This window comes from Cellulomonas cellasea, from assembly GCF_006538745.1.
Taxonomy (GTDB): Bacteria; Actinomycetota; Actinomycetes; order Actinomycetales; family Cellulomonadaceae; genus Cellulomonas_A; species Cellulomonas_A cellasea.
Genome location: NZ_BJLR01000009.1, coordinates 300,231 through 320,876 on the forward strand (window position 1 = coordinate 300,231; position 20,646 = coordinate 320,876).

Here is a 20,646-nt window from a genome sequence, read left to right on the forward strand (position 1 = left end):
GCCTGGCCCTGCGCGCCCGCGCGTCAACCGCCAGTCCGCCTGTGGTCTGCGACGGTGCTCCGCACCAGGGTCCAAGCCACTGTGTCCGGCGCGGCGGTTGACCCCCAGGCGCTACGGGCGTGGGCTCCGCTATCGGATGGACGCCTCACCTCATCGAGCCTGGATGGCGCCGAGTTACGTTGCTACTTCACGTCAAGAGCGCCGCCTCCTCCGGAGGCGGCGCTTCACGTCGTAGATTAGGTACGCACCGTCGCGGCGAACCTGCCTTCGCGCATCAAGAGTCCGCCCAGCCGCTTTGATGAGCGTCGGCAAGGCCGCGACACCCACACCAGCCAGCGCGGTAACTCCGATCGCGCCCGAACCTAATGCCGTCGCCAGGCCTAACCCGATGCCGATCGCCGCTTCCGGGCCGTCGCCAGCCGTTTTCGCGAGCGTGGACAGAAACTTGCTTGAATTCACGTGATGTTCGAGTTCGCGGACCGCAGGCGCGACTTCCGATTCCCACGCCAGTGCAACCTGACGCCGCTTCTCCGCAATCGGTGCGCCCGGGTCGAGATCGATCGCTGCGCTGCGTTGAAGCACGAAACCGCGAAACGGGATCAGGTATGGGGCAAGATCTGCCCTGATGTCCACGACCTCGTCGAGCGTCGCGTCCGAGAGACCGTCGATCATCCTGAGCAGCTCGACGGCATTGTTGAGTGTCTGAACGGATGGGTAGTCAGTGCTCAACTCCGTCGCGACGAGCCGCTCCCCAACGCCCTCATCCAGCAAGAGCGCGCCGCTGCTCGACTCCAGCGCCGCTTCCATGCGCGACCAACCGTGATCGAAGGACGTGTGGTGGTGATCCCAGTCCGCCTGAATCCAGGATGAGGCTTCCCGGTCGTCCCACGGCTCAACCGCGAGAAGCCCCCGATCGGAAACCGCACGCAACGCCGGCGAATCGAGTCCCATGAACTGACGCCGATGGAACCCGTGCTTGAGCACGGCACACTCTCGAACCGCCCCATCGTCCAGCAAATCCGGATCGAAAGTCGGCGCTCCCGCCTCAAGGTGCCGATTCCAAGCACTCTTCAGCCTGAAGTATAGGCCTTCATCGATGCCGAGCAACTGCATCTCATGCGGCGAATGTCGCGTCACCACCCCGCCAACATTGGCCGACAAGGGTACTCCGAACTTTACGATGTTGCCTTCCAGCACCTCACCATAACGCAGGTCCAGTCGCCACGTCCGAAGCGTCACGTGATCACCCAAGAGGAGCGCCGGCTTGACAAGTTGCTCGTCGTAGCGCGGTAATTTCGGTATGTCCGCTGAGGTGACTCCAGGCTGTCCGCCGACGCCCCATAAAGGGTCACTGAAGATCTCGACCTCCACCGCCACCACTCCTACTCAGCCTCGACCCGCCGGGTGCTCACGACGATATTGCGCCCGAACGCCCGACGGGTCAGGCGCCACGCCAGCGACATGGACGTCCGATTGACCGGGTCGATCAACGACTTGTCACGTTGCCCGACCCGGTCGCGCCTCCGCGCCTGCCTGCCGTCATCCGTGGGCTGCGGCTACCCTGACCGCATGATCCACGTCGACGAGCGCCAGCGGCGCGAGCTGGTCGACCTGTGCGCTCGGTACGGCTTCGCCCGGCTCGAGGTCTTCGGGTCGGTGGCCCGGGGCGAGGAACGCGCGGAATCGGACCTTGACGTGCTCTACGACCTCCTCCCGGGCCGGCACATCACGTGGGAGGTCGTGGACGCGGCCGAGGAGATGTCGGTCATTCTCGGGCGACCGGTGGACCTCGTGTCACGCCGTGGAGTGCACCCCTTGCTCCGGGAACGGATCGAGTCGGAGGCTCAGGCGCTCTATGCGGCCTGATCTGCTGTTCGTCGCCGAGATGACCGACGCGGCTACGCGCATCGCCACGCTCGCAGCCGGGCGTGACGCAGCGGCCGTCGACGACGACCCGACGGTCCGCGACGCCTTGCTGTGGAACTTCACCGTGCTCGGCGAAGCCGCTACCCAGGTGTCGGAGGAGACACGGGTGACCTACCCGGAGATCCCCTGGCGCCGCGCAGCCGGCCTGCGCAACCGGATCGTGCACGGCTACTGGTCGACGGACACCGACGTACTCGTGTCCACCGCGCACGATGTGGTGCCGGGCCTGCTCGTCCAGCTCCGAGCTGTCCTCGCCGCTCTCTCCTGACGCCTCGCCGCGTCACCGGGTGGTCCGCGAACTCGCCGGCTTGCCGGCTCAGGTCGGGCCCGCCTCCGCCGGACGCCACCGCCCGAGCCCGAGCACCGCGACGGCCGCGAGCGCCGCGAGCACGGCCCCGAGCCGGAACCACGACGCGCCCGCTCCGGGGACCCCCGACGCGAGCACCGCGGCCGCGGTCAGCGTGAGCGCCTGCGCCCCGAGCTGCAGCACCGCGAGCGCGCGCAGCTCCGCGGCGACGAGAGCCACCTCGACGCGGGTGCCCCAGCGCGCCTGGGCGGCGAGCGCGGCGGTCCGCACGAGCAGGTGGACCACGAGCACGAGCCCGCACGTGCGCAGGTCGACCGCGACCTCGTCCTGCAGCAGCCGCACGCCGACGACGACGAGCAGCGCGCCCGTCGCGACGCCGCCCGGCCGCGCGACCGCGACAGCGAGGGCCGCGACCCCGCCGGCGAGCAGGAGCGGACGCAGCGCGCCCGAGCCGCCCGGCCCGACGTCGGTGAGCCCCGACAGGAGGAGCACGAGCACCCCGAGCAGCGCGACCGCGCCGCGCAGCACTCCCCCGGGCACGGTGGCCCCGACCTCGACGAGCACGCGCTCGCGCCGCGACGAGCGCCACGCGGCCAGCCCGGCGCGCGGCGTGACGGGTCGGCGCCAGCCGGTCGTCAGCGTCTCCACGAGCCGGCTCACCGCCCGGCCCCCACGCCCGGGCGCCGGTGGGACTGCCGGGCGAGCTGCCCGAGGTCGACCCACGGGTCGCCCGTGGCCCACGCCACGAGCTCGACGCCGGCGGCGGTCAGCGCGGCGAGCCGGTCGGCCCGCTCGATGCTGACGAGCCGCAGCGCGAGGCGCTCCTGGTCGCTCAGCGTGGTGTCCCGCACGCGCGGCAGCACGTCGACGGCGACGACCCGGTGCCCCGAGCGCCGCCACGACCCGGCGGCCTGCGCGGCGTCGTCGTCGAGGAACGTGGAGAACACCACGACGAGCGCGCCCGACGGCAGCTGCGGCGGGCGGACCCGGGTGCGCACCTCCCCCTCGGGCCGCGTGAGCGCGAGGCTGTGCACGATCCGCGCGAGCTGGCGCCGGCCCCCGCCCGGTGCGACGGGCCGGCGGCGGGCCCCGAGGTCGTCGAGCCCGACCCGGTCCCCCACGGCCACGAGCTGCTGCGCGACGGACGCGGCGGCCTCCCGCGCGACGTCGAGCGACGTGGCGTCCTCGGGGCGCACCGGACGCATCCCGCCCCACGTCGCCGGGTCGGGGCCGACGTCGTCGCGCGAGTCCACCACGAGCACCACGACCGCGTCGGCGAGCGCGTAGGCGCGCCGGACGTAGAGCTCGGACAGGTCGGGCGCGCGCCGGGCGGTGACCCGCCAGTCGATGCGCCGCAGCCGGTCGCCCGCGGAGAACGGGTGCACGTCGCGGAGCCCGCCGCCGTCGCCGGGTCGCCGGGACTCGTGCGCCCCGGTGAGCCCGCGCAGGCGCCACGGCAGCGGGAGCGCGCCGAGCGGTCGGGGCGCGGGCAGGACCATCACGCTGTGCGGCTCGGTGCGCACCGGCTCGGCGATCGTCGCGAGCCCGGCCCCGAGCGCCTGGACGTCGGCGTGCACGAGGTCCTGCGGGCCGGTCCGCACCGTGCGCACCGTGACCGGGAGCTCGCGGGTCCCGGTCACGCGGACGAGCACCTCGACGGTCCCCGACCCCGGGCGTCGCACGCGCAGCAGCGCCGCGTCGGTCCCCGGCGGCCCCTCGACGCGCAGCACCGAACGCAGCTCGCCGCCGGTCTGCCCCTCGTCGGCCGGCCGGACGCTCGCGCGCACGGAGCCCGCGGGCCGACGCGCGAGGTCCCACGCCGCGCCCACCACCGGTGCCGCGGCGACCAGCGCCACGTCGGGCCGGCCGCCGAGCGCCCCGACGAGCAGCAGGAGCAACCCGGCGGTCAGGGCGATGGCGCACGCGCTCGTGCGGGGCCACGGGTCGAGCGCGGGCGGGTCCGCCGCCGCCCGAGGGCGGGACCCGGTCGGCTCGCTCACGCCGTCCCCACGCCCGAGCGCACCGCCCCCGCCCCCGCCCCCGCGCGCGCCGTCGTCGGCCCCGGGACCCGGTCGAGCAGGTCCCGCACGACGTCCTGCGGCTGCACCCCGGCGGCCCACGTCTGCGGCGTGAGGGTCAGCCGGTGCGCGAGCGCGGGCACCGCGACGGCCTTGACGTCCTCGGGCGCGACGAAGTCCCGGCCGGACAGCACCGCGAGCGCGCGCGCGACGAGCAGCAGCGCCTGCGAGCCGCGCGGCGACGCCCCGACCTCGACCGCGGCGTGCTCGCGCGTCGCCGCGGCGAGGTCGACGCAGTAGCGCACGACGTCGGCGTCGACCGGGACGGCCTCGACCCCGGCCTGCATCGCGAGCAGCGTCGGGGCGTCGACGACGGTGCGCACGGGCGCGGCCTCGTGGCGGCGGTCGAGCCGGCGCAGCAGCACGTCGGTCTCGCCGTCGCGCCCCGGGTAGCCCACCGCGAGGCGCACCATGAACCGGTCGAGCTGCGCCTCGGGCAGCGGGTACGTGCCCTCGTACTCGACCGGGTTGGACGTCGCCATGACGTGGAACGGCTCGGGCAGCCGGTACGTCTCGCCGTCGACGGTGACCTGCCGCTCGGCCATCGCCTCGAGCAGCGCCGACTGCGTCTTGGGCGCGGTGCGGTTGATCTCGTCGGCGAGCAGCAGGCCCGCGAACACCGGCCCGGGCCGGAACGCGAACGACGCCGTCGCCGGGTCGAACACGCTCGACCCCGTGATGTCCGACGGCAGCAGGTCCGGCGTGCACTGCACGCGCCGGAAGTCGAGGCCGAGCGCGCTCGCGAGGCTGCGCGCCGCGAGCGTCTTGCCGAGGCCGGGGACGTCCTCGAACAGCACGTGGCCGCCCGCGAGGACGGCCGCGAGCGCGGTGCGCAGCGCGTCCTGCATGCCGACGACGACGGTCCCGACCTCCGCGAGGACGGCGTCGCTGCGTGCGGCGACCTCGGTGACGGACAGCGGGGCGGGCGTGGTCATGGGTCCTCCGACGTCGGGGGGCGGGTCACGGGCGGGTGGCGGGGGGCGGGTCGGTGACAGCGGAGCGGCCGGCCTCGGGGTCGGGGGCCGCGGGCAGGGCGACGGCAGCGGCCGGGTCGGCGGCGGTCCACGACGTGCCGGTGCGGGTCGTCGGGTCGGGCGGGACGGCGGGCACGAGCGCCTCGAGGCGCGCGACCGTGTGCTCGACGTCCGCGAGCCGGGGCATCCGCCCGCCGCCCGGGTGCAGGGTCGACCACGCGCGCGGCCCGAGCAGCTCGGCGGCGCGCGCGGCGTCGTCCGGGTCGTCGAGCCGGAGCCCGACGCGCGCGAGGCGGCTCGTCGCCGTCCGGAGCAGGCGCTGCACGACGCGCTCGCCGACCCGGCCGTCGCGCCCGCGCATCGTCCAGGACAGGTGCGCGAGCTCGGTGCGGGCGCCGTGCCGGTCGGGCGAGGGCTCGCGCGACCAGCGCTCGTCGGGCCGCGGGTCGAACGTCACGGCGACGAGGACGAGCCCGACCACGCCCAGGCCGGTGAGCACCGCGTGGTGGGTGTGCATCCCGAGGAACCACCCGACCGCCCCCACGACCAGGCCGCACGCGAGCGCCCTCAGGACCGGACGACGCACGCTCTCAGCCACGGCCCGGCGGCGCGCGGCGCGGGCGGCACGCGCTGCCCGGTCGTCGCCGAGCAGCCCGGCGTGCACGTCGTTCACGGGCGCACCTCGGGCCCGTGCCCGGTCCCGCGCGTCACAGGTCCGCTCCCCGTGCCGCGCCCGCTGACGTGCCCTGCGACGTCCCGCGCCAGCCCGTCCGCGAGCACGTCGAGGCAGCGCCGCGCCGCCACGACGTCCGCGGCGGTCACCGGGTGCTCGCTGAACCGTGCGGCGAGGTAGAGGTCGAGCAGCGCGCGGGTCGCGGCGGGGTCGGCCCGCGTCGCGCCGAGCACCTCGACCGTGAGCTCCGTCGCGGTCGTCGAGCGCTCCCGCACGATCCCGGTCGCGGCGGCCGCCTGCTCGAGCGCGACCCACGCGGCGACGACCGCGTCCCCCGGCGGCACGTCCTCGTCGAGCCGGCGGCCCGCGGCCGCGACCCCCTCGCGCAGCTGCGGCACGGTCAGGCCCTCGACGAGGTCCACCGCGCCCACCGTCGGCGCGTCCCCCTCGGGCACCGCACCCCGCCGGGCGAGGGCCGCGAGCGCGTACCGCACGAGCAGCGCCAGCGCGACGAGCAGCACGAGCACCCCGAGCGCCGCGACGACCCACCCGGCGCCGGTCACGAGCGCCGGCGGGAGGGCGCCGGGCCGCAGGTCGACCGGCGGCGTCGTGGGGAGCGGCCGGTCGGGCGGCAGCGCGGGCGGCGGGAACAGCTCCCACGCCGTGGGCCGGCCCGTCACGGTCCAGGGCCCGGCGGCGGCCGCCGCGAGCACCACGCCGACGACGAGCACCGCGACCGGTGCGACGCGGCGGACGGCGAGCCGCGTCGGCGTCGTCCCCATGACCCTCCTCGGCCTCGCGCGGGCGGTGCGGCGCCCACCCTACTGACGTGTCTCTGGGAGCGGATGCGGCCGTCCGCCACCGCGCTGCTCTGGGATGATGGGTGCCATGCCCGCTGACGCCTCGACGCCTCACGCCCGGACCTCGCTCGCCGAGGTGCAGCCGCCGATCGCGCTCGGGCCGCTCGACGGCCGCTACCGCGCGGCGGTCTCCCCGCTCGTCGACCACCTGTCCGAGGCGGCGCTCAACCGCGAGCGGGTGCACGTCGAGGTCGAGTGGCTCGTGCACCTCGCGACGCAGCGGGTCCTGCCGGGCGCCCCGGTGCCGTCGGCCGCGGACGTCGCCTACCTGCGCGCGGTCGTGACGGACTTCGGCGCGCAGGACGTCAAGGAGCTCGCCGCGATCGAGCGCGTGACGGTCCACGACGTCAAGGCCGTCGAGTACTTCCTCAAGGAGCGCATCGCCGCGGCGCCGTCGGTGCTGGGCGAGGGCACGGTGCTGCCGGCGCTGAGCGAGCTCGTGCACTTCGGCTGCACGAGCGAGGACGTCAACAACCTGAGCTACGCGCTCATGGTCCGGGGCGCCGTCCAGCACGTGTGGCTGCCGGCCGCCCGCGCGCTCGTCGACCAGCTCACCGCCCTGGCGCGCGAGCACGCCGAGGTCCCGCTGCTCGCGCTGACCCACGGCCAGCCCGCGACGCCGACGACGCTCGGCAAGGAGCTCGCCGTGCTCGCGCACCGCCTGCGCCGCCAGCTCCGCCGCATCGAGGGCGCCGAGTTCCTGGGCAAGCTCAACGGCGCGACCGGCACGTTCGGCGCGCACGTCGTCGCCGTCCCCGGCGCGGACTGGCCCGAGGTGAGCCGCACGTTCGTCGAGCACCTGGGCCTGACCTGGAACCCGCTGACGACGCAGATCGAGTCGCACGACTGGCAGGCCGAGCTGTACAGCGACCTCGCGCGGTTCAACCGCGTGCTGCACAACCTGGCGACCGACGTGTGGACGTACATCTCGAACGGGGTCTTCGTGCAGATCCCCGTCGCGGGCGCCACGGGGTCCTCGACGATGCCGCACAAGGTCAACCCGATCCGCTTCGAGAACGCCGAGGCGAACCTCGAGCTGTCGAGCGCGCTGCTCGACACGCTCGCCTCGACGCTCGTCACGTCGCGGCTGCAGCGCGACCTCACCGACTCCACGACGCAGCGCAACATCGGCCCCGCGTTCGGGCACTCGCTGCTGGCGATCGACAACGTGCGCCGCGGCCTCGGCGGCCTCGCGGTGGACCGGGAGCGCCTCGAGCGCGAGCTCGACGCCAACTGGGAGGTCCTGGGGGAGCCCGTGCAGTCCGCGATGCGTGCCGCGGCGGTCGCCGGGGTCGCCGGGATGGAGAACCCGTACGAGCGCCTCAAGGACCTCACGCGGGGTCGCCGGCTCACCGCGGAGGACATGCGGACCTTCGTCGCGGGCCTCGGGCTGCCCGACGACGTGGCCGCGCGCCTCGCCGCGCTCACCCCCGCGACGTACACCGGCCTGGCCGCGCAGCTCGTCGCCTATCTCGAGGACTGACCGAACGGTTCGTATCGCCGCAGGTCAGGGCATGTGAGAGCCCTCTCACCTGGTGTTCGACCCGTCGCGCATGATCAGACGGCCCGCCGGAGCGCCACCGGACGGGCTAGGGCGAATGGGTGAAACCTGGACAACCGACCGGTTCGCCTGCACAATCGTGACTCGATCCGGTTCGTCCGGTTACATCCGATTCCCGGCGAGGTTGCCCACGTGACGCTCATGCAGAAGGCGATCACCCCCGCTCTGACCCGCGCTCACCTGAGCGTCGGTCACGACCGGGTGGCTGGCTACGTGGTCCGCGCCGACGACGTGGCGTTCGCCACGACCCCCGCCCAGCTGTTCGAGGTCCACGGCCTCGGCTACCCGGGCACCCCGTTCAGCCCGTACGCACCGTCGATCGACGTCCTGCGGTTCGAGTCCTCGCCGCAGCTCCAGTACCGCGACGTGCCGGGCTACATCGTCCCGCTGTGGTGGCTCCGCCACTCCCGCATCCCCCCGGGCGCGGAGCTCGTCCGGGTCTTCGCCGACGGCACCTCGATCCTCCTCGGCCGCTACGGCGACGTCGGCACCGGGTGGAGCGTCACGCAGATCGGCGCCCACCGCCCCGCGCTCGCGTCGCTGTCCCGCTGCGTCGGCCCCGTCGCAAAGTGGCACGGCGCCTACCTCGAGGCCGACGTGATCGACGAGGGCCGCACGGTCACCCTGGCGCTCGCGAACCCGCCGCTCTCCGAGACCGGTTTCCAGCAGGCGCCCTCGGGCCGCTGGTTCCGCCGGGTCCCCCGCGAGGACGTCAGCGAGCTGTTCGAGCTCGACCTGACGGCCCGCTGGAACGGGCTCGAGGTCCGCGTCGTCGACCAGTGGCAGGACGCCCAGCGCTACGTCGTCGCCCGCATCTCGCACCTCGGCGACGACATCGAGCGCGCCGAGCGTCTGCGACTCGACCGCATCGAGGCTGGCGTCTACGAGGCGATCGTCTATGCTGCTGAACTGACAGATATCCAGACAAACCAGGTCGTCCCCGCGACCTGGGCGCCCGGCCCCGCACAGCGCGCGTGGGCATGAGAGCGTTCGTCTAGCGGCTCACGCCGCACCCCCGAACCGCGCGCCGGGCCTGACTCCCCCCCGTTCAGGCCCGGCGCGCACCTCGTTGTCCGGGACCCCGCGACCCACGTCACCGCACGTGGACGTCGCCGGGAGGTCCCGCCGGCTCACGCCGGCGCCATCGGGAGCACCGGCTCAGGCCGACGCGGCCTGCGGCCGGAAGACACCGGACACGTCCGGCACCGGGATCGCCGCGAGCTCGGCCAGCGCCGCCCGGTACGCCACCTCGTCGCCCGCACGTGCGGCCTCGCGCGCGCGGACGGTCGGCCCGTGCAGCGCGGCCCGGGTCCGCCGGCGCAGCGAGCGCGCGGCCCGCTCGTCGAGCGCCACCGCGACGAACGGTGCGACGTCGGGCTCACCGTCGCCGGACGCGTCCGACTCCCCGGGGGCGGACGCCGCAGCAGCAGCAGCCCGCGACCGAGCGTCGAGCCGCACGGCCGCCCGGGCCAGGGCCCACGCCGCCGCCATCGCCTCGGCCTGCTCCGCGCCGTCCACGAGGGCCTGGTCGAGCCCGCCCAGCACCCGCCGGCGCTCGGCGACCACCGCGGGGTTCCACTCGCGCACGCGCCGCTCGGCGTCGAACTCCGCGGCGGTCCGCTCGACGATCGCGCGCGCGGCCTCGACCGGCGCGGAGTGCTCGCCCGGCGCGTACTCGGCGACGGTGGTCAGGCCGACGAGCCGGACGCCCGGCAGCTCACCCACGCCGGGGTCGACGTCGTGGCGCAGCGCGAGGTCGACGACCGCGAGCGGACGCTCGACGCCCGCCCGCGCCGCGGCGAGCGCCTCGACCTCGAGGACGGCCCCGGCCGCGCCGCTGCACGCGACGACGAGGTCGACGTCCGCGAGCTCGGCGTGCAGGTCCTCGCTGGTGACGGCGCGCACGCCGCGGGCGGTCGCGAACGCGCGGGCCCGGCCGCTCGCGGAGTACACCCGGACCTCGCCGCAGCCGCGGGCCTTGAGGGCCGCGAGGCTCGCGCCCGCGTAGGAGCCGGTGCCGATGAGCACGCACCGCACGTCGGGCCAGGCCGGGAGGCCGTCCTCGACGAGGTCGAGCGCGACGGAGACGACCGACCGCCCGGCGGCGCCCAGGCCGGTGGTCGCGCCGACGGCGCGGGACGCCCGCGAGGCCGCCTGGAAGAGGGCCTCGAGCGCCGAGGTCGTGGTGCCGTCGCGCCGGGCCGCCGTGAGCGCACGGCGGACCTGCCCGGCGATCTCCCGCTCACCGACGACCATCGACTCCAGGCCGGACGCGACCGAGAACAGGTGCTCGGCGACCTCGGCGCCCGTCGCGGCGTGGACCTGGTCCGCGACGCGCTCGGGCGCGTACCCCGAGCGGGCCGCGACGACGTGGGCGGCGCCCGAGCGGGCGTGGTCGAGCGCCTCGGCGTCGTCGACGTCGAGGTACAGCTCGAACCGGTTGCACGTCGCGAGCACGACGGCACCGGACACGGCGGGGCAGCCGGCCACGATCTCGCGTCCGACCGCATGCGTGTCGGCTGAGAGCCGTTCCAGCACCGAGAGGTCGAGGTCGTGGTGGCTGGCGATCAATGACAGCAGCACCACGAGTCACGATTGAATCACCCTCGGGAATGTCCGGCACAATCGAGGGGTGACTCTCCCCTCGACACACCCGCTCGTGGACGGCCGGACCACGAATTCTGCGCTCGTGAGCGCATTCTCGGGGCGCCGCCCCGAGCGCCGGCCGGTGTGGTTCATGCGGCAGGCCGGCCGCTCGCTGCCCGAGTACCTGCGGGTGCGCGAGGGCGTCGCGATGCTCGACGCGTGCCTGCGCCCCGAGCTGGCCTCGGAGATCACGCTCCAGCCGGTCCGGCGGCACGGGGTCGACGCGGGGATCTTCTTCTCCGACATCGTCGTGCCGTTGCGCCTCGCGGGGGTCGACGTCGACATCGAGCCCGGCGTCGGGCCGGTGCTCGGCTCGCCCGTGCGCACCGCCGACGACGTCGCGCGCCTCCGGGACGTCGGCCCGCTGACCCCCGAGGCGCTCGCGCCCGTGAGCGAGGGCGTCGCGCTGACGGTCGCCGAGCTCGGGTCGACGCCGCTCATCGGCTTCGCGGGCGCGCCGTTCACGCTCGCCGCCTACCTCGTCGAGGGCCGCCCGTCGCGCGACCACCTTGGCGCCCGCACGCTCATGCACGCGGACCCCGACACGTGGCGCGAGCTCACCGAGTGGGCCGCGGACGTCACGGGCGCGTTCCTGCGCGCGCAGGTGCTCGCGGGGGCCAGCGCGGCGCAGCTGTTCGACTCCTGGGCGGGGTCGCTCTCGCTCGCCGACTACACCCGGCACGCGGCGCCGTCGTCGGCCCGCGCGCTCGCCTACGTCAGCGGGCTCGGCGTGCGGACCGTGCACTTCGGCACGGGGACCGGCGAGCTGCTGGCGGCGATGCGGGACGTCGGCGCGGACGTCGTGGGCGTCGACTACCGGATCCCGCTCGACGAGGCCAACCGCCGCCTCGGGGGCCGGACGCCGCTCCAGGGCAACATCGACCCGGCGCTGCTCGGTGCGCCGTGGCCGGCGCTCGAGGCGCACGTGCGCGACGTCGTCGCCCGCGGCTCCGCGGCGCCCGCGCACGTGGTCAACCTCGGGCACGGCGTGCCGCCCGAGACGGACCCGGACGTGCTGACCCGGGTCGTCGAGCTCGTGCACTCCCTCTGACCGGCCCCGACGTGGAGCGCGACGCGACCGCGGCCCGGGCCGGCGTCGCCGACGCCGACGGGCGGGCGACCATCGGCGGGGACGGCGCCGCGCCGCACCCCACCGGCCTGCGTGCCGTGGCCGCGGCGGACTCCGCGACCTGGGGCGCCGTCGTCGTCGGCGGGGGCGTCGCCGGGCTGGTCGCCGCGCGGGAGCTCGCGCGCGCCGGCGTCGCCGTCCTCGTCCTCGAGCGCGGTCCGGCGCCCGGGGGTGCGGTCGGCGCGCACGAGGTCGCGGGGCTGACGCTCGACACCGGGGCCGAGTCGTTCGCGACGCGCGGGGGCTCGGTCGCGGAGCTGGCCGGCGAGCTCGGGCTGGCCGCGCGCGTCGTGCTGCCGGAGCCGCTCGGTGCGTGGGTGCAGCTCCCGGGGCTCGCCGGCCCGCTGCCGCGCGCGGGGCACCTCGGCATCCCGGCCGACCCGTGGGCCGAGGACGTGCGGCGCACGATCGGCCGGGCGGGCGCCCTGCGGGCGAGCCTCGACCGGGTCCTGCCCGCGTGGTGGGCGCCACGGGGCGACGGCGCGACGCTCGGTGCGCTCGTGCGGGTGCGGTTCGGCCGCCGGGTGCTGGACCGCCTCGTGCGGCCCGTCGTCGCGGGCGTGATGGCGGCCGACCCCGACGACCTCGCGGCCGACGCCGCGTCGCCCGGGCTGCGCGCGGCGCTCGCCCGCGAGGGGTCGCTCGGCGGCGCGGTGCGGTCGCTGCGGGCGCTCGCACCGGCGGGGTCGGCGGTCGCGTCGTTCGACGGCGGCATGCACGTGCTGGTCGACGCGCTCGTGGCGGACGTCGTCGCGCACGGCGGGGTCGTGCGGACCCGGGCGGACGTGACGGCGGTGCGGGGCGTCGGTGCGGGGGGCACCGAGGTGACGGGCACCAACGCGCTCGACCCGGACCCGTCGGCGACCCGGGGACGCGGAGTCACCTCCGGCGGCGACGCCGGCTCCGGAGGCACGGCGTTCGAGGTCGCGCTGCGCGGGGAGCCGCCGGTGACCACGGAGCGGCTCGTGCTCGCGACGCCCGCCGCCCCCGAGCTGCTGGCGGCCGGACTGGCGCCCGGGCTCGCGGGCCACCGACCCGACCCGGGCGCCGACGTCGTGCTCGCGACGCTCGTGCTCGACGCCCCGGAGCTCGACGCCGCGCCGCGCGGCACGGGCGTCCTCGTGACCCCGGACGTGCCGGGGGTGCGCGCCAAGGCGCTCACGCACGCGTCGGCGAAGTGGGCGTGGGTCGCGCGCGCGGCCGGTCCGGGGCGGCACGTCGTCCGGCTGTCCTACGGGGTCGCCGACCGGCCGGCCGGCACGGTGGCGGACGACCCGCGCGACCTCGACCCCGCCGCCCTCACCACCCTCGCGCTGCGGGACGCCGCGACGCTGCTCGGCGTCCCGCTGCGGCCCGAGCAGGTCCTGGGGACGGCCCGGGTCGCGTGGTCGCAGTCGTTGCCGCGGCCGAGCGCCGGGCACCGGGACGTGGTCACGCGCGTGCGGGTCGCCGTCGAGGAGCTCCCGGGCCTCGCGGTGTGCGGGGCGTGGGTCGCGGGGAACGGGCTCGCGTCGGTCGTGCCCGACGCCCGCCGGGCCGCCCGCTCGCTGCTCGGGAATGGGCTCCCGGAAAAGGCGTGACGCGTGCCACACTGGCTCGTCCGGGAATTGTTCTGACAGTCGGTCACGAACCCGTCACATTTCCTGCAGGAATGCCGCCGCGACCGCTCCCCGGTATTTCGCCCGCAGCGCACGGCCCCTCCCACTTTTCGACAACCCCCGCCGGGTGGACGACACTGGAGCCATGCCCTCGACCGTTCGTATCGGCACGCGCGCGAGCACCCTGGCGCTGACCCAGACCGGCCACGTCGCCGACGCGCTGGCCCGGCTCGGCGGCTTCGACGTCGAGATCGTGCACGTCCGCACCGAGGGCGACCGGCTCACCGGCTCGCTCGCGACGCTCGGGGGGACGGGCGTCTTCGTCACCGCGCTGCGCGACGCGCTGCTCGACGACCGGTGCGACGTCGCCGTCCACTCGCTCAAGGACCTCCCGACCGGCCCGGCCGAGGGGCTCGTGCTCGGCGCCGTCCCGCCCCGCGAGGACCCGCGCGACGTGCTGTGCGCGCGCGAGGGCTGGACGCTCACGACCCTGCCGCCCGGCGCCCGCGTCGGCACCGGGTCCCCGCGCCGCGCCGCGCAGCTCCGGGCCGCCCGGCCCGACCTCGACGTCGTCGACATCCGCGGGAACGTCGACACCCGGCTGCGCCGCGTCGCGCCCGGCGACCTCGACGCCGTGGTCCTCGCGCGCGCCGGGCTCGCGCGCCTCGGCCGGCTCGACGCGGTCACGCAGGAGCTCGACCCCGCGGTCATGACGTCCGCCGCGGGTCAGGGCGCGCTCGCGGTCGAGGTCCGCGCGGGCGTGACCGACCCGCAGCTCGCCGCCGCCCTCGCCGCGCTCGATGACCCGGCCTCGCGCCTCGCCGTCGCCGCCGAGCGCGCGCTGCTCGGGCACCTCGAGGCCGGCTGCGCGGCCCCGGTCGGCGCGCTCGCCCGCCTCGACGCCGCCCCCACCGACGACCCCGCCGCGGCGGACTCCCGGCTCGACGGGGCGCCCGGGCACGTGCTCACGCTCGACGCCGTCGTGGTCCGCACCGACGGCTCCCAGCAGCTGCGCCGCTCGGCCCGCACGGCGCTCGCGCCGGAGCAGCCGACCGTCGACTCGGTGACCGACGTCCCCGCCGACCCGCGCGGCACCGGGCGCCTCGTCGGGCACGTCGACCCCGAGCGCCACGCCGCGGCGGAGACGCTGGGCCGGACGCTCGCCGAGGAGCTCCTGGACGCGGGCGCGGCCGGCCTCGCCGAGCTCGGGCCCCGCTGATGCCGGGCCGCATCCCCGACGGGGTCCTGCGCACCGACGTCGACCCGGCGCGCCTCGCCGGCCCGCTCACGGGCTCCCGGGTGCTCGTGCCGCGCGCGGACGACGGCGCCGACCCGCTCGTCATCGCCCTGACCGCGGCGGGCGCCGAGCCCGTGCCGGTCGCGCTCATCCAGACCGTCCCGCCCGAGGACCCGACCGACCTCGACGACCTGCTGCTCGCGCTCGGGTCGGGCTGGTACACGTGGCTCGCGATCACGAGCGCGGCTGCCGTGCCGGTGCTCGTGGACCGCGCCGAGGAGGTCGGCACACCGCTCGCGGAGCTCGTCCGGGGCACCCGCGTCGCCGCCGTCGGTCCCGCCACCGCGCGGGCGCTGCGTGCCGAGGGCGTCGAGGTGGACCTCGTGCCGTCGGGCGCCTCGTCGGCCGCGACGCTGCTCGCCGTCTGGCCGGCCCTGCCGTCGGCCGCCGCCGACGCGCCTGCCGCCGACGCGCCCGACGGCGGCTCGTCCGACCCCCACGCCGCCGAGCACGACCCCGGTCGCGTCCTCGTCCCGCACGCCGACCTCGCCGCGCCGACGCTCACGACCGGGCTCCGCGCCCGCGGGTGGGAGGTCGACGACGTCGTCGCGTACCGGACGGTGCGCGGTCCCGACCCCGACCCCGTGGTGCACGAGGACTGGACAGCGGGCCGCATCGACGCGGTGCTGCTGACGTCCGGCAGCACCGCCCGCAACCTGCTCGACCTGCTCGGTGCGCCGCCCGCGGGCACTCTCGTGTGCTGCATCGGGCCGTCGACGGCCGCCGAGGCCGCGCGCGTCGGGCTGCACGTCGACGCGGTCGCGGAGCAGCAGACGCCCGCCGGGCTGGTGACGTCCCTGGCGGGCGTGCTCGCCGCCCGGGCCGGCGACCCGCACGTCCCCGCACCGCCCGCACCGGACCACCCGGCGTCGGCCCACCCGGCGTCGGCCCAACCCGCGTCGGACGGCCCCGCGTCGGACCATCCCGCGGCCGAGCACGTCAGCGGCTCGCCCGCCGGCGACGCACCGACCACCGACGCACCCCAGCCCGACCCGTCCGCCCTGCCGGCCCCCCGTCACCCGAGGTGACCCGCATGACCCAGTCGACCACCCCGCGCGCCGTCCCGACCCCCGGCCGCACGCGCCTGCGCCGCCTGCGCCAGAGCCCGGCGATGCGCCGCCTGGCCGCCGAAACGCGCGTGCACCCCGCCGAGCTCGTGCTGCCCGCCTTCGTCAAGGAGGGCCTGGCCGAGCCGCGGCCCATCACCTCGATGCCCGGCGTCCTGCAGCACACGCGCGACTCGCTGCGCCGCGCCGCGGTCGAGGCCGCCGAGGCCGGGCTGGGCGGCGTGATGCTGTTCGGCGTCCCCGAGCGCCGCGACGCGACGGGCACCGGGGCGACCGACCCCGACGGCATCCTCAACCTCGCGATCGCGGACGTCGTCGCCGAGGTGGGCGACGCACTTGTCGTGCAGGCCGACCTGTGCCTCGACGAGTTCACCGACCACGGGCACTGCGGCGTGCTGACCGCGTCGGGCGCCGTGGACAACGACGCGACGCTCGTGCGCTACGCGGAGATGGCGCTCGCGCAGGCCCGGGCCGGCGCCCACCTCGTCGGGCTCAGCGGGATGATGGACGGGCAGGTCGCGGTCGTGCGGGACGCGCTCGACGGCGAGGGGTTCCTCGACACCGCGGTGCTCGCGTACGCCGCGAAGTACGCGTCGGCGTTCTACGGACCGTTCCGGGAGGCCGTCGAGTCGACGCTCGAGGGCGACCGCCGGACGTACCAGATGGACCCGGCGAACCGCCGGGAGGCCGCGCGCGAGGTCATGGTCGACATCGCCGAGGGCGCCGACGTCGTCATGGTCAAGCCCGCGCTGGCCTACCTCGACGTGCTCGCGGACGTCGCCGCGATGTCGACCGTCCCGGTCGCGGCGTACCAGGTGTCCGGCGAGTACGCGATGGTCGAGGCCGCTGCGGCGAACGGCTGGATCGACCGTCGGCGCGCCGTGACCGAGTCGGTGCTCAGCATCCGGCGTGCGGGTGCCGATCATGTCCTGACGTACTGGGCGGTGGAGCTGGCCGGATGGCTGCAGGAGGAGAACAGATGAGCGGGCACACGCCGGAGACCTCCGAGCGGTACTTCGCGCGTGCACGCGGCGTCATCCCGGGCGGCGTGAACTCCCCGGTGCGCGCGTACGGCGTCGTCGGCGGCACGCCGCGGTTCATCGCGTCGGCCAAGGGCCCGCACATCACGGACGTCGACGGGCGCGAGTACGTCGACCTCGTGTGCTCGTGGGGTCCGGCGATCCTGGGCCACGCCCACCCGGCCGTGCTCGACGCGGTGCACGCCGCCGCCGACCGCGCGCTGTCGTTCGGCGCCCCGACGCTCACCGAGGTCGAGCTCGCCGAGGAGATCCGCAACCGGGTGCCCGCCGTCGAGCGGCTGCGGCTCGTCTCGACCGGCACCGAGGCGACGATGACGGCGATCCGCCTCGCCCGCGGCGCGACCGGCCGCGACCGCATCATCAAGTTCGCCGGCTGCTACCACGGGCACGTCGACGCGCTGCTGGCGTCCGCCGGGTCCGGCCTCGCGACGCTCGCGCTGCCCGGCTCGGCCGGCGTCACCGCCGCGGTCGCCGCCGAGACGATCGTGCTGCCCTACAACGACCTCGCCGCGGTCGAGGCCGCGTTCGCCGAGCACGGCGACACCATCGCCGCGGTCATCACCGAGGCGGCGCCCGCGAACATGGGCGTCGTCCCGCCGCTGCCCGGCTTCAACAAGGCGCTGTCGCGGATCGCGCACGAGCACGGCGCGCTGCTCATCCAGGACGAGGTGCTGACCGGCTTCCGCGTCGGCCCGTCGGGCTGGTGGGGGCTCGAGGGCTCGGTCGAGGGCTGGGACCCGGACCTGCTCACGTTCGGCAAGGTCGTCGGCGGCGGGCTGCCCGTCGCCGCGGTCGGCGGCCGGCGCGACGTCATGGAGGGCCTCGCGCCCATGGGCCCCGTCTACCAGGCGGGCACGCTCTCGGGGAACCCGGTCGCCACCGCCGCCGGGCTCGCGACGCTGCGGGCGGCCGACACCGCGGTCTACGGCCGGGTCGACACCGTCGCGGGCGTGCTGCGCGGCGCGTTCACGCAGGCGCTCGCCGCCGAGGGGGTCCCGCACGTCGTGCAGTGGGCCGGGAACCTGTTCAGCACGTTCTTCGGCGAGGACGCCGCCCAGCACGGCGCGCGCGACTACGCCCAGGTCCAGGCGAGCGAGTCGTGGCGCTACCCGGCGTTCTTCCACGCGCTGCTCGACCACGGGGTGTACGCGCCGCCGTCGGGCTTCGAGGCGTTCTTCGTCTCGGCCGCGCACGACGACGACGCGGTCAACCGGGTCATCGACGCGCTGCCCGCGGCGGCGAAGGCGGCCGCGGCGGCGACCCCGCCGGCGCGCTGAGGTTCCGGCCCGCCCGGCGACGGGGCCCGGGCGGGGCGCGCAGCGGTCCGGGACCCAGCGGCGCAGGGCGGTAGCCTGCCGGACGTGAAAACGCCCGGGACCGACGCGCAGACGGCCCTGGTCGACGAGCTCGAGGACGAGCGCCGGTACCTCGCGGACGCCCGGGCCGCGCTCGGGCGGATGCGGGACCGCGCCGAGGCGCTGCTCGAGGTCGGGGCCGGCACCGTCGGGGACGCCTACGCCGCCGAGCGGCTCGGCGTCGCGCTCGTCCGGCGCGTCCGGGAGCTCACCGTCGACGACGACACGCCCCTGTTCTTCGGGCGGCTCGACCTCGCGGAGCCGGCCGACGACGACCCGGACGACGACTCCACGCGGTTCTACGTCGGCCGCCGGCACGTGACCGACGACGTGAGCCACCCGCTGGTGCTGGACTGGCGTGCGCCGGTGTCGCGCGCGTTCTACCGGGCCAGCGCCCGCGAGCCGCAGGGCGTGGTGACGCGTCGGCGGTTCGGCTCGTCGGGCGGCGCGCTCACGAGCTTCGAGGACGAGCACCTCGACCGGGCGGGGGCGGACGCGGGTGCCGGCGCGGCCGGGGACGGGGCCGGCGGGCCGAGCAGCATCCTCACCGCCGAGATCGAGCGCGCCCGCGTCGGGCCCATGCGCGACATCGTCGCGACGATCCAGCCCGAGCAGGACGAGCTCGTGCGCGCCGACCTGTCGGTGTCGCTGTGCGTCCAGGGCGGCCCGGGCACCGGCAAGACGGCTGTGGGCCTGCACCGCGCCGCGTACCTCTTCTACACGCACCGCCAGCGGCTGCAGCACGCGGGCGTTCTCATCGTCGGGCCCAACCGCACGCTCATCCGCTACATCGCGCAGGTCCTGCCCTCCCTCGGTGAGCTCGACGCCGAGCAGGTCAGCGTCGGCGACCTGTACCCGCTCGACGTCCGGGCGACCGACGCGCCGGACGTGGCCGTGCTCAAGCACGACGCGCGCATGGCGGCCGTGCTGCACCGCGCGCTGTGGTCGCGGATCACGCCCGCGGCGGCGCCGGTGACCGTCCCGCACGGCTCCTACCGCTACACGCTCTCCCCGGACGCGCTCGACGAGCTCGTCGCCGAGGCACGCGCGCAGGCGACGACCTACGGCGGCGGCCGGGAGCGGCTGCGGTCGCGGATCGCGGCCGCCCTGATGCGGACGGTCGAGAACCGCAGCGCCGAGGCACCGAGCGAGTCGTGGTTCCGCAGCACGAGCCGCAGCCGCCCGGTCACCCAGGCGCTCGACGCGGTGTGGCCACCGACGACCCCGGAGGCGCTCGTGCACGGGCTGCTCTCCGACCGTGCGGCGCTCGCCGCGGCGGTCGACGGCGTGCTCGACGAGGCGGAGCAGGAGCTGTTGCTCTGGACGAGGCCGGCCCGGTCGCCGCGGGCCGTGCGGTGGAGCGAGCACGACGCGGTGCTGCTCGACGAGGTCGCGGGGCTGCTGAACCGGCCGCGCGCGTACAGCCACCTCATCGTCGACGAGGCGCAGGACCTGTCCCCGATGCAGTGCCGTGCCCTCGCCCGCCGGAGCACGCACGGGTCGGTGACCGTGCTGGGCGACCTCGCGCAGGGGACGACGCCGTGGGCCGCGCCCAGCTGGCACCACACGCTCGGGCACCTCGGCAAGGCCGACGCGCAGGTCGTCCCGCTGACGACCGGGTTCCGCGTGCCGCGCGTCGTCATGGAGTACGCGAACGGGCTCGTCCCGTCGCTCGGCCTCGACCTGCCGGTCACGTCCTCGCTGCGGCGGGACGGCTCGCTGCGGGTGCGGCAGGCCGACGACCTCGTGGCCGGGGCCGCCGAGGAATGCCGGGCCGCGCTGGCGTTCGAGGGGTCGGTCGGGCTGATCGTGCCCGACTCGCTCGTCGAGGACGCTGCGGCGGCGCTCGACGCCGCGGGGCTCGCGTGGGACGGGACCGACGCCGAGGTGCCGACCGGGCGGGTCACGCTCGTGCCCGCGTCCCTGGCGAAGGGCCTCGAGTACGACCACGTCGTCGCGGTCGAGCCCGCGCGGGTCGTCGCCGAGGAGGCCCGCGGGCTGCACCGGCTGTACGTGGTGCTGACGCGCGCGGTGTCGCGGCTCGTCGTCGTGCGCCACGAGCCGCTGCCGGAGGCGCTGCGCTCGCGCGACGCGGCCTGACCGTGCCGCCCGGCGGCGCCCGCCGGGCGGTGCCG

The 20,646-nt window shown here is 76.2% G+C and carries 18 protein-coding genes; 11 read left to right on the forward strand and 7 right to left on the reverse strand.

The genetic code is table 11. From position 1 onward, the window contains the following. Positions 1 to 192: 192 nt before the first annotated feature. Complete coding sequence (locus CCE01nite_RS04635; RefSeq protein ID WP_141372016.1) at positions 193 to 1,371, reverse strand: hypothetical protein; 1,179 nt, start codon at positions 1,369 to 1,371, stop codon at positions 193 to 195. A gap of 198 nt (positions 1,372 to 1,569) precedes the next feature. On the opposite strand from CCE01nite_RS04635, the gene CCE01nite_RS04640 reads away from it, so the two are divergent. Together CCE01nite_RS04640 and CCE01nite_RS04645 are read left to right on the forward strand one after the other, a co-directional pair. Then, on the forward strand, positions 1,570 to 1,866 hold the full coding sequence (locus tag CCE01nite_RS04640) for a nucleotidyltransferase family protein (RefSeq protein ID WP_052104490.1): 297 nt from the start codon (positions 1,570 to 1,572) through the stop codon (positions 1,864 to 1,866). Further along, positions 1,856 to 2,194, forward strand: coding sequence for a HepT-like ribonuclease domain-containing protein (locus CCE01nite_RS04645; protein WP_034635064.1), 339 nt, complete (start codon positions 1,856 to 1,858; stop codon positions 2,192 to 2,194). Before CCE01nite_RS04640 ends, CCE01nite_RS04645 begins: the two co-directional genes overlap by 11 nt. 48 nt (positions 2,195 to 2,242) lie before the next feature. On the opposite strand, the gene CCE01nite_RS04650 is transcribed toward CCE01nite_RS04645, so the two are convergent. The 5 genes from CCE01nite_RS04650 to CCE01nite_RS04670 are packed head-to-tail and all read right to left on the reverse strand — an operon-like array spanning position 2,243 to position 6,740. Next, positions 2,243 to 2,881 carry a hypothetical protein gene (locus CCE01nite_RS04650; RefSeq protein ID WP_141372017.1) on the reverse strand — a complete coding sequence of 213 codons (639 nt, stop codon included), beginning with the start codon at positions 2,879 to 2,881 and terminating at the stop codon, positions 2,243 to 2,245. A gap of 8 nt (positions 2,882 to 2,889) precedes the next feature. Next, positions 2,890 to 4,233: a DUF58 domain-containing protein gene (locus tag CCE01nite_RS04655; RefSeq protein WP_141372018.1), complete on the reverse strand. Its 1,344-nt coding sequence runs from the start codon at positions 4,231 to 4,233 to the stop codon at positions 2,890 to 2,892. Next, positions 4,230 to 5,246: an AAA family ATPase gene (locus tag CCE01nite_RS04660; RefSeq protein WP_141372019.1), complete on the reverse strand. Its 1,017-nt coding sequence runs from the start codon at positions 5,244 to 5,246 to the stop codon at positions 4,230 to 4,232. The genes CCE01nite_RS04655 and CCE01nite_RS04660 overlap by 4 nt, the downstream gene beginning before the upstream one ends. A gap of 25 nt (positions 5,247 to 5,271) precedes the next feature. Then, positions 5,272 to 5,958 (reverse strand): hypothetical protein, encoded by a 687-nt coding sequence (locus CCE01nite_RS04665; RefSeq protein ID WP_141372020.1) that lies wholly within the window; start codon positions 5,956 to 5,958, stop codon positions 5,272 to 5,274. Beyond that, entirely contained in the window at positions 5,955 to 6,740 is a 786-nt protein-coding gene (locus CCE01nite_RS04670) for a DUF4129 domain-containing protein (protein ID WP_141372021.1), read from the reverse strand. Before CCE01nite_RS04670 ends, CCE01nite_RS04665 begins: the two co-directional genes overlap by 4 nt. Positions 6,741 to 6,846: 106 nt before the next feature. Here CCE01nite_RS04670 and purB point away from each other — a divergent pair, with 106 nt between their 5' ends. Both purB and CCE01nite_RS04680 read left to right on the forward strand, forming a co-directional pair. Beyond that, positions 6,847 to 8,301, forward strand: a complete 1,455-nt coding sequence (gene purB, locus CCE01nite_RS04675; RefSeq protein ID WP_246056326.1) for an adenylosuccinate lyase — start codon at positions 6,847 to 6,849, stop codon at positions 8,299 to 8,301. Positions 8,302 to 8,520: 219 nt separating this feature from the next. Continuing rightward, complete coding sequence (locus CCE01nite_RS04680) at positions 8,521 to 9,363, forward strand: UCP033725 family protein (protein ID WP_221196469.1); 843 nt, start codon at positions 8,521 to 8,523, stop codon at positions 9,361 to 9,363. A 174-nt stretch (positions 9,364 to 9,537) separates the two neighbouring features. Here the strand turns inward: CCE01nite_RS04680 and CCE01nite_RS04685 are convergent, their stop codons facing one another. Next, the gene (locus tag CCE01nite_RS04685) at positions 9,538 to 10,962 is read right to left on the reverse strand and encodes a glutamyl-tRNA reductase (protein ID WP_246056327.1); all 1,425 of its coding nucleotides are present in this window, start codon (positions 10,960 to 10,962) and stop codon (positions 9,538 to 9,540) included. A gap of 49 nt (positions 10,963 to 11,011) precedes the next feature. Here CCE01nite_RS04685 and hemE point away from each other — a divergent pair, with 49 nt between their 5' ends. From hemE to CCE01nite_RS04720, 7 genes are all read left to right on the forward strand, one after another. Beyond that, entirely contained in the window at positions 11,012 to 12,076 is a 1,065-nt protein-coding gene (gene hemE, locus CCE01nite_RS04690; protein ID WP_141372025.1) for a uroporphyrinogen decarboxylase, read from the forward strand. Between the two features lie 11 nt (positions 12,077 to 12,087). Then, complete coding sequence (locus CCE01nite_RS04695) at positions 12,088 to 13,734, forward strand: protoporphyrinogen/coproporphyrinogen oxidase (protein ID WP_307722719.1); 1,647 nt, start codon at positions 12,088 to 12,090, stop codon at positions 13,732 to 13,734. A gap of 163 nt (positions 13,735 to 13,897) precedes the next feature. After that, on the forward strand, positions 13,898 to 14,971 hold the full coding sequence (gene hemC, locus CCE01nite_RS04700) for a hydroxymethylbilane synthase (RefSeq protein WP_141372026.1): 1,074 nt from the start codon (positions 13,898 to 13,900) through the stop codon (positions 14,969 to 14,971). Beyond that, positions 14,971 to 16,077 (forward strand): uroporphyrinogen-III synthase, encoded by a 1,107-nt coding sequence (locus CCE01nite_RS04705; protein ID WP_052104222.1) that lies wholly within the window; start codon positions 14,971 to 14,973, stop codon positions 16,075 to 16,077. The genes hemC and CCE01nite_RS04705 overlap by 1 nt, the downstream gene beginning before the upstream one ends. Positions 16,078 to 16,082: 5 nt before the next feature. After that, a complete protein-coding gene (gene hemB / locus CCE01nite_RS04710) occupies positions 16,083 to 17,099 on the forward strand; it encodes a porphobilinogen synthase (RefSeq protein WP_052104223.1) in 1,017 nt (338 codons plus the stop codon). Next, positions 17,096 to 18,433, forward strand: a complete 1,338-nt coding sequence (gene hemL / locus CCE01nite_RS04715) for a glutamate-1-semialdehyde 2,1-aminomutase (RefSeq protein WP_034631397.1) — start codon at positions 17,096 to 17,098, stop codon at positions 18,431 to 18,433. The genes hemB and hemL overlap by 4 nt, the downstream gene beginning before the upstream one ends. Positions 18,434 to 18,517: 84 nt before the next feature. Beyond that, complete coding sequence (locus CCE01nite_RS04720; RefSeq protein WP_052104224.1) at positions 18,518 to 20,611, forward strand: HelD family protein; 2,094 nt, start codon at positions 18,518 to 18,520, stop codon at positions 20,609 to 20,611. Positions 20,612 to 20,646 lie beyond the last annotated feature (35 nt).

Bases quoted from the DNA above. Each gene is read 5' to 3' on its own strand.
- CCE01nite_RS04705 (WP_052104222.1), top strand. From the start codon at position 14,971: ATGCCGGGCCGCATCCCCGACGGGGTCCTGCGCACCGACGTCGACCCG.
- CCE01nite_RS04670 (WP_141372021.1), bottom strand. From the start codon at position 6,740: ATGGGGACGACGCCGACGCGGCTCGCCGTCCGCCGCGTCGCACCGGTC.
- CCE01nite_RS04640 (WP_052104490.1), top strand. From the start codon at position 1,570: ATGATCCACGTCGACGAGCGCCAGCGGCGCGAGCTGGTCGACCTGTGC.
- CCE01nite_RS04680 (WP_221196469.1), top strand. From the start codon at position 8,521: ATGCAGAAGGCGATCACCCCCGCTCTGACCCGCGCTCACCTGAGCGTC.
- hemB (WP_052104223.1), top strand. From the start codon at position 16,083: ATGACCCAGTCGACCACCCCGCGCGCCGTCCCGACCCCCGGCCGCACG.
- CCE01nite_RS04660 (WP_141372019.1), bottom strand. From the start codon at position 5,246: ATGACCACGCCCGCCCCGCTGTCCGTCACCGAGGTCGCCGCACGCAGC.
- hemL (WP_034631397.1), top strand. From the start codon at position 17,096: ATGAGCGGGCACACGCCGGAGACCTCCGAGCGGTACTTCGCGCGTGCA.
- purB (WP_246056326.1), top strand. From the start codon at position 6,847: ATGCCCGCTGACGCCTCGACGCCTCACGCCCGGACCTCGCTCGCCGAG.
- hemC (WP_141372026.1), top strand. From the start codon at position 13,898: ATGCCCTCGACCGTTCGTATCGGCACGCGCGCGAGCACCCTGGCGCTG.
- CCE01nite_RS04645 (WP_034635064.1), top strand. From the start codon at position 1,856: ATGCGGCCTGATCTGCTGTTCGTCGCCGAGATGACCGACGCGGCTACG.